The organism is Stenotrophomonas sp. 71799_Sma (assembly GCF_056482505.1).
Window position 1 is genome coordinate 3829532 of the sequence record NZ_CM151202.1, and the last position, 16606, is coordinate 3846137.

At 60.6% G+C, this 16606-nt stretch carries 14 protein-coding genes and 1 pseudogene; 9 read left to right on the forward strand and 6 right to left on the reverse strand.

Going from position 1 to position 16606, the window contains the following annotated elements; genetic code table 11:
* Nucleotides 1-49: 49 nt before the first annotated feature.
* The 4 genes from sul1 to aadB all read right to left on the reverse strand — a co-directional run bounded on the left by sul1 (nucleotide 50) and on the right by aadB (nucleotide 2775).
* Nucleotides 50-889, reverse strand: coding sequence for a sulfonamide-resistant dihydropteroate synthase Sul1 (sul1, locus tag ACZK4Z_RS17755; RefSeq protein ID WP_000259031.1), 840 nt, complete (start codon nucleotides 887-889; stop codon nucleotides 50-52).
* On the reverse strand, nucleotides 883-1230 hold the full coding sequence (locus ACZK4Z_RS17760; protein WP_000679427.1) for a quaternary ammonium compound efflux SMR transporter QacE delta 1: 348 nt from the start codon (nucleotides 1228-1230) through the stop codon (nucleotides 883-885). The genes sul1 and ACZK4Z_RS17760 overlap by 7 nt, the downstream gene beginning before the upstream one ends.
* Nucleotides 1231-1386: 156 nt before the next feature.
* A complete protein-coding gene (locus tag ACZK4Z_RS17765) occupies nucleotides 1387-2184 on the reverse strand; it encodes an ANT(3'')-Ia family aminoglycoside nucleotidyltransferase AadA13 (protein ID WP_001424636.1) in 798 nt (265 codons plus the stop codon).
* Nucleotides 2185-2241: 57 nt separating this feature from the next.
* Nucleotides 2242-2775: an aminoglycoside nucleotidyltransferase ANT(2'')-Ia gene (aadB, locus tag ACZK4Z_RS17770; protein ID WP_042852798.1), complete on the reverse strand. Its 534-nt coding sequence runs from the start codon at nucleotides 2773-2775 to the stop codon at nucleotides 2242-2244.
* Nucleotides 2776-2920: 145 nt separating this feature from the next.
* Here aadB and intI1 point away from each other — a divergent pair, with 145 nt between their 5' ends.
* The 6 genes and pseudogenes from intI1 to ACZK4Z_RS17800 all read left to right on the forward strand — a co-directional run bounded on the left by intI1 (nucleotide 2921) and on the right by ACZK4Z_RS17800 (nucleotide 11719).
* On the forward strand, nucleotides 2921-3934 hold the full coding sequence (intI1, locus tag ACZK4Z_RS17775; protein ID WP_000845039.1) for a class 1 integron integrase IntI1: 1014 nt from the start codon (nucleotides 2921-2923) through the stop codon (nucleotides 3932-3934).
* A 100-nt stretch (nucleotides 3935-4034) separates the two neighbouring features.
* Entirely contained in the window at nucleotides 4035-4328 is a 294-nt protein-coding gene (locus tag ACZK4Z_RS17780) for a DUF3330 domain-containing protein (RefSeq protein WP_072266023.1), read from the forward strand.
* A 130-nt stretch (nucleotides 4329-4458) separates the two neighbouring features.
* A complete protein-coding gene (locus tag ACZK4Z_RS17785) occupies nucleotides 4459-5019 on the forward strand; it encodes a recombinase family protein (protein WP_003124096.1) in 561 nt (186 codons plus the stop codon).
* A gap of 2 nt (nucleotides 5020-5021) precedes the next feature.
* Nucleotides 5022-7754, forward strand: a pseudogene (locus ACZK4Z_RS17790) (Tn3 family transposase); the annotation flags it as partial.
* 145 nt (nucleotides 7755-7899) lie between these two features.
* Nucleotides 7900-10815, forward strand: coding sequence for a Tn3-like element IS1071 family transposase (locus ACZK4Z_RS17795; protein ID WP_003158660.1), 2916 nt, complete (start codon nucleotides 7900-7902; stop codon nucleotides 10813-10815).
* Between the two features lie 202 nt (nucleotides 10816-11017).
* Entirely contained in the window at nucleotides 11018-11719 is a 702-nt protein-coding gene (locus tag ACZK4Z_RS17800) for a DUF2130 domain-containing protein (RefSeq protein WP_230633233.1), read from the forward strand.
* A gap of 10 nt (nucleotides 11720-11729) precedes the next feature.
* On the opposite strand, the gene mobH is transcribed toward ACZK4Z_RS17800, so the two are convergent.
* On the reverse strand, nucleotides 11730-13592 hold the full coding sequence (gene mobH, locus ACZK4Z_RS17805) for a MobH family relaxase (RefSeq protein WP_003158656.1): 1863 nt from the start codon (nucleotides 13590-13592) through the stop codon (nucleotides 11730-11732).
* 311 nt (nucleotides 13593-13903) lie between these two features.
* Here mobH and ACZK4Z_RS17810 point away from each other — a divergent pair, with 311 nt between their 5' ends.
* The 3 genes from ACZK4Z_RS17810 to ACZK4Z_RS17820 are packed head-to-tail and all read left to right on the forward strand — an operon-like array spanning nucleotide 13904 to nucleotide 15069.
* Nucleotides 13904-14221, forward strand: a complete 318-nt coding sequence (locus tag ACZK4Z_RS17810) for a type II toxin-antitoxin system PrlF family antitoxin (RefSeq protein WP_003158655.1) — start codon at nucleotides 13904-13906, stop codon at nucleotides 14219-14221.
* Nucleotides 14221-14679: a type II toxin-antitoxin system YhaV family toxin gene (locus ACZK4Z_RS17815; RefSeq protein ID WP_003158654.1), complete on the forward strand. Its 459-nt coding sequence runs from the start codon at nucleotides 14221-14223 to the stop codon at nucleotides 14677-14679. Before ACZK4Z_RS17810 ends, ACZK4Z_RS17815 begins: the two co-directional genes overlap by 1 nt.
* Nucleotides 14680-14706: 27 nt before the next feature.
* Entirely contained in the window at nucleotides 14707-15069 is a 363-nt protein-coding gene (locus ACZK4Z_RS17820; protein WP_003158653.1) for a DUF3742 family protein, read from the forward strand.
* Nucleotides 15070-15075: 6 nt separating this feature from the next.
* On the opposite strand, the gene ACZK4Z_RS17825 is transcribed toward ACZK4Z_RS17820, so the two are convergent.
* Nucleotides 15076-16599 carry a conjugal transfer protein TraG N-terminal domain-containing protein gene (locus ACZK4Z_RS17825; RefSeq protein ID WP_003158652.1) on the reverse strand — a complete coding sequence of 508 codons (1524 nt, stop codon included), beginning with the start codon at nucleotides 16597-16599 and terminating at the stop codon, nucleotides 15076-15078.
* Between the last annotated feature and the right edge of the window lie 7 nt (nucleotides 16600-16606).

Here is a 16606-nt window from a genome sequence, read left to right on the forward strand (position 1 = left end):
TTCGCGGAACCTGACCAGGGTCCGCTAGCGGGCGGCCGGAAGGTGAATGCTAGGCATGATCTAACCCTCGGTCTCTGGCGTCGCGACTGCGAAATTTCGCGAGGGTTTCCGAGAAGGTGATTGCGCTTCGCAGATCTCCAGGCGCGTGGGTGCGGACGTAGTCAGCGCCATTGCCGATCGCGTGAAGTTCCGCCGCAAGGCTCGCTGGACCCAGATCCTTTACAGGAAGGCCAACGGTGGCGCCCAAGAAGGATTTCCGCGACACCGAGACCAATAGCGGAAGCCCCAACGCCGACTTCAGCTTTTGAAGGTTCGACAGCACGTGCAGCGATGTTTCCGGTGCGGGGCTCAAGAAAAATCCCATCCCCGGATCGAGGATGAGCCGGTCGGCAGCGACCCCGCTCCGTCGCAAGGCGGAAACCCGCGCCTCGAAGAACCGCACAATCTCGTCGAGCGCGTCTTCGGGTCGAAGGTGACCGGTGCGGGTGGCGATGCCATCCCGCTGCGCTGAGTGCATAACCACCAGCCTGCAGTCCGCCTCAGCAATATCGGGATAGAGCGCAGGGTCAGGAAATCCTTGGATATCGTTCAGGTAGCCCACGCCGCGCTTGAGCGCATAGCGCTGGGTTTCCGGTTGGAAGCTGTCGATTGAAACACGGTGCATCTGATCGGACAGGGCGTCTAAGAGCGGCGCAATACGTCTGATCTCATCGGCCGGCGATACAGGCCTCGCGTCCGGATGGCTGGCGGCCGGTCCGACATCCACGACGTCTGATCCGACTCGCAGCATTTCGATCGCCGCGGTGACAGCGCCGGCGGGGTCTAGCCGCCGGCTCTCATCGAAGAAGGAGTCCTCGGTGAGATTCAGAATGCCGAACACCGTCACCATGGCGTCGGCCTCCGCAGCGACTTCCACGATGGGGATCGGGCGAGCAAAAAGGCAGCAATTATCAGCCCCATACCTACAAAGCCCCACGCATCAAGCTTTTGCCCATGAAGCAACCAGGCAATGGCTGTAATTATGACGACGCCGAGTCCCGACCAGACTGCATAAGCAACACCGACAGGGATGGATTTCAGAACCAGAGAAAGAAAATAAAATGCGATGCCATAACCGATTATGACAACGGCGGAAGGGGCAAGCTTAGTAAAGCCCTCGCTAGATTTTAATGCGGATGTTGCGATTACTTCGCCAACTATTGCGATAACAAGAAAAAGCCAGCCTTTCATGATATATCTCCCAATTTGTGTAGGGCTTATTATGCACGCTTAAAAATAATAAAAGCAGACTTGACCTGATAGTTTGGCTGTGAGCAATTATGTGCTTAGTGCATCTAACGCCGAAGTTAAGTCGTGCCGCGAAGCGGCATCGGCTTGAACGCATTGTTAGACATCATTGCCGAGCACCTTGGTGATCTCGCTTTTCATGAAGTGAATAAATTCTTCCAACTTATCTGCGCGCAAGACCGAGCGATCTTCCTCTTGCCCAAGATAAGCCTGTCTAGCTTCAAGCAAGACAGACTGATGCTGGGCAGGTAGATGTTCCATTGCCCAGTTGGCAGCGACATCCTTCGGCGCGATTTTACCAGTTGCTGCGCTGTACCAAATGCGGGACAACGTAAGCACTACATTTCGCTCATCGCCGGCCCAGTCGGGCTGCGAGTTCCATAGCTTCAAGGTTTCATTCAGCGCCTTGATTAGATCTTGTTCAGGAACTGGATCAAAGAGTTCCTCCGCCGCCGGACCTACCAAAGCCACGCTATGTTCTCTCGCTTTCGTTAGCAAGATAGCCAGATCGATGTCGATCGTGGCTGGCTCGAAGATACCCGCAAGAATGTCATTGCGCTGCCATTCTCCAAATTGCAGTTCGCGCTTGGCTGGATAACGCCACGGCATAATGTCTTCGTGCACGACAATGGTGACTTCTATAGCGCGGAGAATCTCACTCTCGCCTGGGAAAGCCGAAACCTCCAAAAGATCGTTGAACAAAGCTCGCCGCGTTGTGTCATCAAGCCTTGCGGTCACAGTAACCAGCAAATCAATATCACTGTATGGCTTCAGGCCGCCATCCACTGCGGAGCCGTACAAATGTACGGCAAGCAACGTCGGTTCCAGATGGTGCTCGATAACACTAAGCACCTTGGATAGTTGCGTCGAAATTTCGGCGGTCACTGAGTCCCTCATGATGTCTAACACCTGAGTTAAGCCGCGCCGCGAAGCGGCGTCGGCTTGGACGAATTGTTAGGCCGCATATCGCGACCTGAAAGCGGCACGCAAGACCTCAACCTTTTCCGCCCCGAGTGAGGTGCATGCGAGCCTGTAGGACTCTATGTGCTTTGTAGGCCAGTCCATTGGTGGTACTTCATCGGCATAGTAAAAGTAATCCCAGATGATCGCCTCCCAGCTGTTACAACGGACTGGCCGCCCGGCGATGACGCCCTCAGCCGCCTCTGGGCACGAGCCCTGCGGAGCCTCCGCGATTTCATACGCTTCGTCTGCCCGCCAAGCAGGTTCGCAGTCAAGTAACTCATCCCCGATCTCCGCTAAGAATCCATAGTCCAACTCCTCCGTGACGCGCCCGCCGAGCATTTCAACCATTGCCTCGAGCTCGCCGCGCCTCTCGCCGGGAAACGTCAGATCAATATCATCGTGCTTGCGTGTTACACGCCCTAGCCGTGCATCGATCGCCCAGCCCCCACCGATCCAGAGCGGCAGATTTCGCTCATCTGCCGCAGCTAGAATTTGGTGTATCAATGTGACCTGCGTTGTGTCCATGCGGCCTAACTTTGTTTTAGGGCGACTGCCCTGCTGCGTAACATCGTTGCTGCTCCATAACATCAAACATCGACCCACGGCGTAACGCGCTTGCTGCTTGGATGCCCGAGGCATAGACTGTACAAAAAAACAGTCATAACAAGCCATGAAAACCGCCACTGCGCCGTTACCACCGCTGCGTTCGGTCAAGGTTCTGGACCAGTTGCGTGAGCGCATACGCTACTTGCATTACAGCTTACCAACCGAACAGGCTTATGTCCACTGGGTTCGTGCCTTCATCCGTTTCCACGGTGTGCGTCACCCGGCAACCTTGGGCAGCAGCGAAGTCGAGGCATTTCTGTCCTGGCTGGCGAACGAGCGCAAGGTTTCGGTCTCCACGCATCGTCAGGCATTGGCGGCCTTGCTGTTCTTCTACGGCAAGGTGCTGTGCACGGATCTGCCCTGGCTTCAGGAGATCGGAAGACCTCGGCCGTCGCGGCGCTTGCCGGTGGTGCTGACCCCGGATGAAGTGGTTCGCATCCTCGGTTTTCTGGAAGGCGAGCATCGTTTGTTCGCCCAGCTTCTGTATGGAACGGGCATGCGGATCAGTGAGGGTTTGCAACTGCGGGTCAAGGATCTGGATTTCGATCACGGCACGATCATCGTGCGGGAGGGCAAGGGCTCCAAGGATCGGGCCTTGATGTTACCCGAGAGCTTGGCACCCAGCCTGCGCGAGCAGCTGTCGCGTGCACGGGCATGGTGGCTGAAGGACCAGGCCGAGGGCCGCAGCGGCGTTGCGCTTCCCGACGCCCTTGAGCGGAAGTATCCGCGCGCCGGGCATTCCTGGCCGTGGTTCTGGGTTTTTGCGCAGCACACGCATTCGACCGATCCACGGAGCGGTGTCGTGCGTCGCCATCACATGTATGACCAGACCTTTCAGCGCGCCTTCAAACGTGCCGTAGAACAAGCAGGCATCACGAAGCCCGCCACACCGCACACCCTCCGCCACTCGTTCGCGACGGCCTTGCTCCGCAGCGGTTACGACATTCGAACCGTGCAGGATCTGCTCGGCCATTCCGACGTCTCTACGACGATGATTTACACGCATGTGCTGAAAGTTGGCGGTGCCGGAGTGCGCTCACCGCTTGATGCGCTGCCGCCCCTCACTAGTGAGAGGTAGGGCAGCGCAAGTCAATCCTGGCGGATTCACTACCCCTGCGCGAAGGCCATCGGTGCCGCATCGAACGGCCGGTTGCGGAAAGTCCTCCCTGCGTCCGCTGATGGCCGGCAGCAGCCCGTCGTTGCCTGATGGATCCAACCCCTCCGCTGCTATAGTGCAGTCGGCTTCTGACGTTCAGTGCAGCCGTCTTCTGAAAACGACAGACTCGACCACCACCAGTTGCTGCGTGTGCTGCAAGGAAATCCCGCTCGATGCCGCCTTCACCCCGGAAGGCGCGGAATACGTCGAGCACTTCTGCGGGTTGGAGTGTTATCAACGCTTCGAAGCGCGTGCCAAGACAGGGAACGAAACCGATGCCGATCCGAACGCCTGCGACTCGCTACCGTCAGATTGAGGCATACCCTAACTTGGCGTCAGACCATCCGGCGCTAAATCGTCAGAATAGAGTTGCCTTCCGAATTGATTGACATGCGCCGTCAAGGGTCATAGATTTCTTCCTGACACATTTCCCTCAGGAGGATACCTTGCACGGTCAGCGCATCGGTTACGTCCGCGTCAGCAGCTTCGACCAGAACCCAGAACGGCAGCTCGAACAGATCCAGGTGGATAAAGTGTTCACCGACAAGGCGTCGGGCAAGGACACACGGCGGCCCGAACTGGAACGGCTGCTCGCCTTCGTGCGCGAAGGCGACACGGTCGTGGTGCACAGCATGGATCGTCTGGCGCGCAACCTCGACGACCTGCGCCGCCTGGTGCAGGGCCTCACCCAGCGCGGCGTACGCATCGAGTTCCTTAAGGAGCATTTGACCTTCACCGGCGAGGACTCGCCGATGGCGAACCTGATGCTGTCGGTAATGGGCGCGTTCGCCGAGTTCGAACGCGCCTTGATCCGCGAGCGGCAGCGCGAGGGCATCGCGCTCGCCAAGCAGCGCGGGGCCTACCGTGGCAGGAAGAAATCCCTGTCGTCTGAGCGTATTGCCGAACTGCGCCAACGTGTCGAGGCTGGCGAGCAAAAGACCAAGCTGGCTCGTGAATTCGGAATCAGTCGCGAAACCCTGTATCAATACTTGAGAACGGATCAGTAAATATGCCACGTCGTTCAATCCTGTCCGCCGCCGAGCGCGAAAGCCTGCTGGCGTTGCCGGACACCAAGGATGAGTTGATCCGTCACTACACGTTCAGCGAAACCGACCTCTCCATCATCCGGCAGCGGCGCGGCCCGGCCAACCGGCTGGGCTTCGCCGTGCAGCTCTGTTACCTGCGCTTTCCTGGTGTCATCCTGGGCGTCGATGAGCCGCCGTTTCCGCCCTTGTTGAAACTGGTCGCCGACCAGCTCAAGGTCAGCGTCGAAAGCTGGGACGAATACGGGCAGCGGGAGCAGACCCGGCGCGAGCACCTGGTCGAACTGCAAACGGTGTTCGGCTTCCAGCCCTTTACCATGGGCCACTACCGGCAGGCCGTCCAGTTGCTGACCGAGATGGCCTTGCAGACCGACAAGGGCATCGTGCTGGCCAGCACCTTGATCGAGCACCTGCGGCAGCAGTCGGTCATTCTGCCTGCCCTCAACGCCGTCGAGCGGGCGAGCGCCGAAGCAATCACCCGCGCCAACCGGCGCATCTACGATGCCTTGGCCGAACCGCTGTCGGACGCGCATCGCCGCCGCCTCGACGATCTGCTCAAGCGTCGGGACAACGGCAAAACGACCTGGCTGGCCTGGCTGCGCCAATCGCCCGTCAAACCGAATTCGCGGCACATGCTGGAACACATCGAACGCCTCAAAGCGTGGCAGGCGCTCGACCTGCCTTCTGGCATCGAGCGGTCGGTGCACCAGAACCGCCTGCTCAAGATCGCCCGTGAGGGTGGCCAGATGACGCCCGCCGACCTGGCCAAGTTCGAGGCGCAGCGACGCTATGCCACCCTGGTGGCGCTTGCCATCGAGGGCATGGCCACCGTCACCGACGAAATCATCGACCTGCACGACCGCATCCTGGGCAAGCTGTTCAACGCCGCCAAGAACAAGCATCAGCAGCAATTCCAGGCGTCCGGCAAGGCGATCAACGCCAAGGTGCGGTTGTTCGGCCGCATCGGCCAGGCGCTGATCGAGGCCAAGCAGGCGGGCCGCGATCCGTTCGCCGCCATCGAGGCCGTCATGTCCTGGGATGCCTTCGCCGAGAGCGTCACCGAAGCGCAGAAGCTTGCGCAGCCCGAGGACTTCGATTTCCTGCACCGCATCGGCGAAAGCTACGCCACGCTGCGCCGCTACGCGCCGGAATTCCTTGCCGTGCTCAAGCTGCGGGCCGCTCCCGCCGCGAAGGACGTGCTCGACGCCATCGAGGTGCTGCGCGGCATGAACAGCGACAACGCCCGCAAGGTGCCCGCCGACGCGCCGACCGAGTTCATCAAGCCGCGCTGGCAGAAGCTGGTCATGACCGACACCGGCATCGACCGGCGCTACTACGAACTGTGCGCGCTGTCGGAGATGAAGAACGCGTTGCGTTCCGGCGACATCTGGGTGCAGGGGTCGCGCCAGTTCAAGGACTTCGAGGACTACCTGGTGCCGCCCGCGAAATTCGCCAGCCTCAAGCAGGCCAGCGAATTGCCGCTGGCCGTGGCCACCGACTGCAACCGGTACCTGAACGACCGGCTGACGCTGCTGGAAACACAGCTTGCCACCGTCAACCGTATGGCGACGGCCAACGAGCTGCCGGACGCCATCATCACCGAGTCAGGCTTGAAGATCACGCCGCTCGACGCGGCGGTACCCGACACCGCCCAAGCGCTGATCGACCAGACGGCAATGATCCTGCCGCACGTCAAGATCACCGAACTGCTGCTGGAGGTGGACGAATGGACGGGCTTCACTCGGCATTTCGCGCATCTGAAATCGGGCGACCCGGCCAAAGACAAGAACCTGTTGCTGACCACGATCCTCGCCGACGCGATCAACCTGGGCCTGACCAAGATGGCGGAGTCTTGCCCCGGCACGACCTACGCCAAGCTGGCTTGGCTGCAAGCCTGGCACATCCGCGACGAAACCTACGGGGCGGCGCTGGCCGATCTGGTCAACGCACAGTTCCGCCATCCCTTCGCCGAGCACTGGGGCGACGGCACCACCTCATCGTCGGACGGCCAGAACTTCCGCACCGGCAGCAAGGCCGAGAGCACCGGCCACATCAACCCGAAATACGGGAGCAGCCCAGGGCGGACGTTCTACACCCACATTTCTGACCAGTACGCGCCATTTCACACCAAGGTCGTGAACGTCGGCGTGCGCGATTCGACCTACGTGCTCGACGGCCTGCTGTACCACGAGTCCGACTTGCGGATCGAGGAGCATTACACCGACACGGCGGGCTTCACCGATCACGTCTTCGCCCTGATGCACCTCCTGGGCTTCCGCTTCGCGCCGCGCATCCGCGACCTGGGCGACACCAAGCTCTACATCCCGAAGGGCGACGCCGCCTATGACGCGCTGAAACCCATGATCGGCGGCACGCTCAACATCAAGCACGTCCGCGCCCATTGGGACGAAATCCTGCGGCTGGCCACCTCGATCAAGCAGGGCACGGTGACGGCCTCCCTGATGCTCCGAAAGCTCGGCAGCTACCCACGCCAGAACGGCCTGGCCGTGGCGCTCCGCGAGCTGGGCCGCATCGAGCGCACGCTGTTCATCCTGGACTGGCTGCAAAGCGTGGAACTGCGCCGCCGCGTGCATGCCGGCCTGAACAAGGGCGAGGCGCGCAATGCGCTGGCCAGGGCAGTGTTTTTCAACCGCCTGGGTGAAATCCGCGACCGCAGTTTCGAGCAGCAGCGCTACCGGGGGGTCTCCTCGTTTTCAGTGCAATAAGTGACGGTACGCAAAGCTAGCACTGGCGCGGGGGTGGTCTGGGTAGACCGTTGATTTCATTGACTTTCCTGTTCGCTTTGTAAACGGGTATGGTGGCCTCCCACTTTTGAGGTTCACGATGCAGGGTTGGCACACAACGTTTTTGGGGATGCGTGGGCTCCCCCGCGATATCAGCGACTTCGAGATGAAGGCATTTTTCACCTTCGATGGTGCCGAGCGCGACGCAATCAATGCACGCCGAGGTGATTCCCACAAGCTTGGTCTGGCGCTCCATATTGGTTTCCTGCGCATGAGTGGGCGTTTGCTCGGTGCCTTTCGGGTAATTCCAGTAGCCTTGTGGCGCCACCTTGGCAACGAGCTTGGCATTGCAGCACCAGAAGTCGCCTCGCTGAGAGCCATGTATGAACGCGGGCGCACGCTATTCGATCACCAACAAGTAGCCTGCACGGTCCTTGGATTCCAGTGGATGAGCGAGCACCAGCGCCGCTCACTGGTACGTGAACTGCGCGACGAAGTGGCGCGCTGCGCCGACCGCGATCAGCTACTCGTGCGGGCGCGTCAATGGCTGTACAAGAACAAGCTGGTGATCGTGCACGAGCGGGCAATTCGGACACTGATTGCGGCGGCACTTGCCCAGCTTGAAGTTGAAACAGGCACCGCCATCGCCGCCAGCGTTGATCCAGCAACACTTGATCGCTGGCGAGCCTCAGTTTCAGAGCTGCGCCCAGATGGACAAACCCAGCAGAGTTGGCTATGGGCTGCACCGGCGAAACACTCAACCCGCCAAATCAGCGAGGTACTGGAGCGCATCGACCTGCTTTACACGCTGGACGTTCATAAGCACCTGGCAGACATCCCCGATCTCATCTTGCGCCGCTACGCGCGCCGACTTGTCTCCAGGCCGCCCTCAGCCGGAGCCAAGATCAAAGAGCCAGCGCGCACCGTGGAGGTCGCATGCTTTCTTCGGTATTGCCTGTTCACCACCACAGACCAGTTGATCCTTATGGTGCAGCGCCGGATCGCCGATCTGTGGCGTCAGGCTGCCGCCGATGTCCCCGCTACCGTCAATTGGGCCGCAATGTACAAAACGCTGCTCGGCGAACTTGTTGCCTTGAGCGCGCAAGGTGCGGTGCCAGATGCTGAGTTGCGTGCCCGTCTTGAAGCCTTGATCACCGAAACCCAGAAACGCAAACCACCGAGCAGGGCCTCCCTGGTCCGCGAGGGATTGATTGATGGAATTCGCCCCGTGCGGTCGTTGCTCGTCGCCATTGCAAAGCTGCCCTGGCAGGCCACCGGCGAGCATCCTGCCATCGAGTACCTTGCCAAGCTGCAAGCTTTATATCTCAAAGGATCCAGAAAGCTGCCAGTTGAAGTGGTGGCACCAAGTCTGGGAATGATCTGGCAGGTTTCGATCTCCAGCCCAGACCGGGAACGGGCGTTTCAGGCGTTGGAGGTGGCCACCCTGTTTGCCCTGCGCCGCGCGGTGCGCAATGGCTCGGTCTGGATTGAGCACAGCCTGAGCTTTCGGGGTCGTGCGCGCTTGTTCTTCACGGACGAGCGTTGGCAGGCAGAGTCCAAGAAACACTATGCCCGTCTATCGTTACCCAGCAAGGCTGCCACTTTCTTGAAGCCTTTGCTGGCCAGAGTAACTGCCGGTGTCGATGCGGTGGCCGCTGCAGCCCGCAGTGGCGTACTGCGCGTGGATGATGAACTCCATTTGTCGCCATTGCCCGCAGAGGACGAAGACCCAGAAGTGACCAAGCTGCGCGCGGCTTTGGATCACCGCATCGGTGAGGTTCAATTGCCGGAAGTGATTCTGGCCGTTGACGCCCAGGTGCGCTTTAGCTGGATCATGCTCGGACGTGAGCCGCGCTCTACCGACGAGCTGCTGATGGTCTATGCCGGCATCATGGCCCACGGCACCAGTCTGACTGCGGTCGAATGCGCGCGCATGATTCCGCAATTGTCTGCCACCAGCATTCGCCAGGCCATGCGCTGGGCGCGGGACGAACGGCGTCTGAGCCAGGCCTGCCAGGCTGTGCTGGAATTCATGCAGCGACACCCGATTGCCGCCACCTGGGGGCGGTCCGATTTGGCATCTTCTGACATGATGACCATGGAGACCACCAAACGGGTGTGGCAAGCCCGGCTTGATCCTCGGCGCAACACACCTTCCATTGGAATCTACTCCCATGTAAAAGACCGGTGGGGCATCTTCCATGCGCAGCCCTTTGTGCTCAATGAGCGCCAGGCGGGCGTGGCCATTGAAGGTGTCATCCGCCAAGAAAAGCTGGAGACCAGCCAGCTTGCTGTGGATACCCATGGCTACACCGACTTTGCCATGTCACATGCCCGTTTGCTTGGTTTTGATCTTTGCCCGCGGTTGAAGGAACTCAAACAGCGCCACCTCTTTGTGCCACGCGGCACCAAAGTGCCCGCAGAAATCGCTGCGGTGTGCGAAGCCAATGTCGACGTCGCTTTGATCGAAAAGCATTGGGATAGTCTGGTGCACCTGGCAGCCTCGGTCATGAGCGGACATGCCAGTGCGGTGGCAGCTCTTGCGCGGTTCGGTTCTGCCGCCCAGGGCGATCCAATCTATGAGGCTGGCGTGCAATTGGGGCGGTTGCTGCGTACGGCGTTTTTGGCTGACTACTTTGTCAAGGACGCTTTCAGGAACGAGTTGCGCCGGGTGCTCAATCGGGGCGAGGCTGTTAACGCCCTCAAGCGCGCCATTTATACCGGCCGGATCAGCCCGGCGCAGGCCAAACGTGTCGATGAAATGCAGGCTGTGGCCGATGCGTTGAGCCTGATGGCCAACATCGTGATGGCGTGGAATACCTCACAGATGCAGGCGGTCCTGGATCGCTGGTCGAACCGCCGCCAGGTCATTCCACCGGAACTGATCGGGAAGATTGCGCCCACCAGGCTGGAGAGCATCAACTTGCGGGGTGTGTTTCGCTTCCCGGTTGACCGCTATGCTGACCAAATCCTGCCTTCGCGGCCAAATGCATCGATAACTGGCACCAATGGATGAAACCGACCACGGTTTGACGCCACGAATCGCAGATTTGAAAGTGAACAGGAAAGTCAATGAAATCAACGATCTACCAACACCACCTCCGCGCCAGTGCTAGCTTTTCGTACCGTCACTTATTGCACTGAAAACGAGGAGACCCCTTATTTTCCGTTTTCTGAGGCGACCCCTTGAGCAACATTGCGAGACCGAGTTCAATCGAATTCGCGCCACCGCATTTCCGAGGGCGTATTTCGAGAAGGACAACGATGCGCGCAGCGGCAGCAAGGGAGACTACATCTTTCGCGACTCCGATGAAGCTGGCACCGAGATCGTCTCGATCATGTTCGAGATGAAGAACGAGAATGACGAAACTGCCACCAAGAAGAAGAACGAAGACTTCCTGAAGGAGCTCGACAAGGATCGCACCGAGAAGGGCTGTGAGTATGCGGTGCTAGTTTCTCTACTCGAACCGGACAGTGAGTTATATAACACTGGGATCATTGATATGTCCCACCGCCACCCGAAGATGTACATTGTTCGGCCGCAATTTTTCATTCCCATCATCACGCTGCTGCGAAATGCGGCGATGAATTCGCTCAAGTACAAATTGGAACTGGCGCTCGTGAAGGCGCAAAACATCGATATCACGAACTTCGAGACCCAGCTGGATACGTTCAAGACCGCATTCGCGAAAAACTACGACCTCGCCTCCAGGCGATTTCAGACAGCAATCGATGAAATTGACAAGTCGATCGACCACCTACAGAAGACGAAGGAGGCCCTGCTTGGCACCGACAGGAATCTTCGACTTGCGAACGACAAGGCGCAGGACGTGACGATCAAGAAGTTGACTCGGGGTAACCCAACAATGGCTGCGAAGTTCGCCGAACTCAAGGACGGCGGATCTTCTGATGCTGAATGAGTCTGGTCATTCACGTCGGAAGCACGGCCAAGTAGGGATTGTTTGGTGGCACGTCACCGAATACCGATTGCGGCTGAAGAAGCAGGTAGCCGTGTAGCTTGCGCGATTTTCGCGGCCCGGTGACTTCGCAAGTCCAAATATTCAGTCCGCTAGCTTGTTTGCGATGCAGTTGCAGCCGCTCGAAGCGTTTTTGCACCCACCGCCAATCTTGCTGGTTCTCCTGCTTGGCGAATGCGCCTACCTGTGGGTGCTCCTGCGCATAGCGCTGGAAGACGCCTGGGCTGACCAGGTAAGCGGTATCGCTCACCGTATGCACGAGCGCCTTCGCATCGTTGATGATAAGCCGGCGTGATGCGATGCCCTGTTGCAGCCATGTCATGAAGTGCTCGCCGGAGGGCCGCGCCGTTGAGGGCGATGTCGCAGCCGTGGGCATAGACGTCGGTGAAACCGTGACCATCGCTGGCATGGACGCCTCGGGGCGCGTGGCAGGCGTCATGCTCGAAACGACTTCCGCATCTTGCTGGGTGCCGCTCGAATCACCCATGCCAACCATCGTGAGCATGTCCTCCAGCGCGTCGGGCAAGGCCTGGTGGGCCGTGGGCGGCGGAGCCAAGGCAGCGGCGCTGCCGCCTTCCCAAGGTCGGGGCCCCTGGTCTTCCTGGGCGGGCTTCATCACGACCGCAGGCGGGGTAGCTGGCGCACTGGCGTCGTTTTCTGCGAGCGTCGCGTCGATCGCCACCGTACCGGCAAAAGGTGCTGGCCGCTCGCCGGATTCCCAGATCAGCGCCGGCGCCAGTCGCAACAAGGTGAATGAATGGGACCAGCCCGTCGTGCTGATCACGGTCGCGCGCCAGACTGCCTTCCCGTCCGGCGTGGGCTTCAACATGCCGTGATCCTGCAGCACGTTGAACACGGCGGTGTTGTTCGCAGGGATGCCGTCGATGCCCTGGGACAGCAGGTGTGCGCGCAGCTTGTCCGAGACCGTCTTGCTCACCAGCCACAAGCCGTCTTCGGTGAGCCAGCCATCGGAGGCCTCGGGTTGGTTCAGCTTCAGCTCCTCCTTGAGCAGGTAACGCAACCCGTCCAGCAGCTTGCGTTGCAGTGCGTGCTTGGGCGCGACCATGGCGCGGGCAGGATCGCCGCCCAGTTCCAGGGCGACCGAAGCGCGATCGGCCTGCACGACGAGTTCGCCAAGCACCCCAGCGTGTTCGTATTGGCCGGCAAGAACATAAAGCAGCGGTCCCCAGAGCGCGGGGTAGCCGCTGAGCCAGTCCAGGATTTGGCGATCGAGCAGTTGGTGGTGGAGCAATCCCGTCGCGGCGCTGTGCAGGCGGTACTCGCGATCATCGCGGTAGCGGAAGCGGTACGGCTGCTGCAACGGGCCGTGCCAAGGGTGCCAAGTGCTGCCGTCGGCCAGTTCGACATGCAGATCGACGGCGATCTTGCCGATGTCATGCAGCAGCGCAGCGTAGGCGACGGCGGCGGTCCAGGCCTCGGACTGCGCCGCTTGGTCTTCGGGGTTGGCGCCGATAGGTAGCAGATGGGACTGCCGTAGCTTCAGGCTGTAGGCGACGATCTCCAGGCCATGGTCGAGCATGCCGCCGGGGTACGCATGGTGATGGGCCTCCGATGCAGGGAACTGCTGGACCAACTCGGCGTAGCACTCCAGCGGAGCGCGATAGAGGATGGCGAACTGCTTGCGCGACAGCGATGTGCGCTGCCAGATGTGTTCCAGCAGCTTTTGCCGGCGCGGTATCGCCAGTAGGGATGCGGCCGACTCGGGCCGCAGCAGCCCTTTCGGAAGATCAGTGGCTGGCGTTGGCGACGGAGCGGCAGCGACCGAGGCCCGTTTTCGCTGGAACAGGGAGAGCATGAGGGTGTCCTGATGGCGGGCCGACCGGGAGGCCTTTTTGCTTTTTCGAGGTAGGGCCTTTCCCCTTGCACTCCATTCCCTTCCCCTTTCGGCCTTTTGGCCCTTAACAGCCTTTGGGTATAGGGCGCCAGGCGTTGATCGTCCACCACCAATGCGGGTTGCAGCGGGGCCGGATTGATGCGGGAAGGCGGGCTGTTCCCAGCCTACGATGGGCCGATTCTTGGACTCGGGAGGACGCCATGAGGCCCCACCGCATTGACGATGTAAGGAAGTTTCCTTACAATGCAGGCATTGCCTCCAGGAGAACCGCCATGCCTGCCATTCATGAAGTTGCCACGCTGACCTCCAAAGGCCAGATCACGCTACCCAAGTCAATCCGGCAGGCGCTTGGCGCCGATACCGGCAGCAAGCTCGCGTTCGAGCTGCGTGGCAGTGAAGTCGTCGTGACCCGTGCTGATGCCGAGCACGAAGACCCCGCCATTGCCGCGTTCCTGACCCTTCTGGCCCGCGATATTGAGGCTGGCCGGAACATTCGCGGGTTGCCGAAGGATCTGGCTCGCACGATGCTAGAGCATGCGGGCCACAAGGTGAGCCTGGCCGACGATTTCGATGAGGACGTGGAAATTTGATGCAACAGCATGGCTGGACGCTGCTGTTCCACGACAACTTGATCGAGCAGATGATGAAACTGCGCGCAGCTGTGCTGCGTGCGCAAGAGAGCGACCCGGAGCGCTTCGGGTCCAACGCCAACGTCAAGTTCTTCCGGGCCTTGGTCCAGTTGATGCAAGATGTGGTGCCGGGCGATCCAGCCCGCGACGAATATCGTCAGGGCAACACCATGGGGCCGGCTTATCGCCATTGGCGGCGGGCCAAACTTGGAAGACGGTACCGGCTGTTCTTCCGGTACGACTCGAAGGCGAAGGTCATCGTATATGCCTGGGTCAACGACGAGCAGACCTTGCGGTCATCGGGCAGCAAGTCAGATCCATACGCAGTGTTCGAGAAGATGCTCGGGCGGGGAAATCCGCCAGACGACTGGAACGCATTGGTACAGGTAAGCAGGCAGGATTGGAGCAAACTGGAGTAGGCATTCCTCACGTAGCAGGAGACGACCATGAACACGACGACCCGAATCAGCACCTCGGAGCGCCTCGGCCGCACCGTCGGTCGTGGATGGCGCACTTATGTGCGTGGCGAGCGACGGTTGTCGAACTGGCTCGCCTCCAAGGGGGTGCCGGTCGTTGGTGCCGCTATGGGATTGTGGGTGGTCAAGCTGGTCGCACTTGGTGTGCTGCTGTACACCGCGTCTTGGCTGGCGCTGCTGCTGGTGGCCGCGGTGGTGGCTGCATGGGTGGCGCGCAATGCGGGCCTGGACGACGACCCGACCGAGCCGGAATGGCGCAACGGGCCTGCTGGATTCGGTCTGTACACCTACGATGGTTTCCGAATCGATCCGCACATCGAGGACGACGAGTAGCGCTGCTCACTTTTTTGAGATGGCATTGATCGCAATGCCTCCGCCCTTGCCTCCGGCAGCCTTGGCGTCCCCCGTTGCCCCGGCGAGGCCTTGCAGGACATTCCCGGCGCGAACACCCGCCCAAGCCAAGGCCATGATCCAGAACGTGGGCAGCACGATGAACATCGTGCCCATGACGAACATCAGAAGCATGTCGCCGAAGGCATTGTTCAGCCCCACCAACGGGTCGAAGTTGGTGTGCGGCCGGTTCCAGCCGAACCCCCAGCCATAGAGCGCATCCAAGATCGTTGAATCGACCCAGCGTGCGAGCTGGAACCAGAAATCCACGAAGAACAGCGCGAACTGCACGACGCTCACGGTGACGACCGTCTTCAGGTCATAGGTGCCCACGACCAGCACCAGCGGGATGCAGATCACGAGCGCCATCTTGAGCAGCGCGAGCACCATGGGCAGCGCCTGGCGCACCACGTCCATCGCCGGGAACGCGGCGACCGCCCCCACGGCCATCCCGACGTCGCCAGCCGCGCGCGTCACGATGTTCGGCAAGGTCTTGTCGATCTGGCCGCCGTAGTCGGTATAGACCGAACCCTGGTTGAGCTTCTGCTGCCGTGGCGAGGCAATCGCGCGGATCACGGAATCGTCCACCTCGGCACGGCTCAGGAATCCGGCCCAGCCCGCCAGGCGATTCAACAGGCTCGGGTCCACCTGCCCCAGCAGCCGCGCACGCAGGCCGTTGCTGCCGTCGGCCCACCACTGCCTGCAGTTCGGGTAGCCGCCACCGCTGGCCACTTGCGCAAGCCCCGCATCGCGGGTGCTGTCGTAGGGCCAGTCGTCGCGCGGCGTGCTGGAGCGGTAGGTGTCGTAGTAGCCGCTCGTGTCCGTGAAGAAGTGCGAACCGATCCAGGTCACGTCGTGCATCTGCGTCTCATCGAGGTTCGGGCGCTGCATGAACAGCTTGGCGCGCGCCGGCCCGTAGCAGTCGCGCGAGAAATCCGCCACCTCCTGAGCCAGCACCGGATCGTCGATGCGCGTGGCGTCGATCTCCATGCGCATCTGCCGCAGATCGGTGCCGCACGGGATTGCGGCCACCGAGGCCCCCGTGACGGCGCGCGAGAGCGCGTGCATGAAACCCCACCAGACCGGCACCTTGGCACTCTGGTTGTTGATGGTGCTGAAGGACTGCGACCAGCCGGTATCCGTGGGCTGCGGCACGCTGACCTGGCACTGGGCCGAGCGCGAGCTGTCGTACTGGATGGTGTTGAGATCCACGTCGATGAACGGGATGCCCGCAAACATCACCACCACGATGGCGACGAACACCCGGTTCTCGATGCGCGCAGCCGAGAGCACACCCTTGTTGCCTTCGTCGGCTCCCTCCGAGCGGGCCTTCAACCATTCCTGCACGATGATCGCAACGAACGGCAGCGCGAAGACACCGCTGGAGACCAGCACCGCCCAGATGCCGTTATGGACGATCCAGGACACGAGGGTCAGGTAGTACTCCAGGTAGTCGGTCGTGAAAAGCGTCATGGCCCGA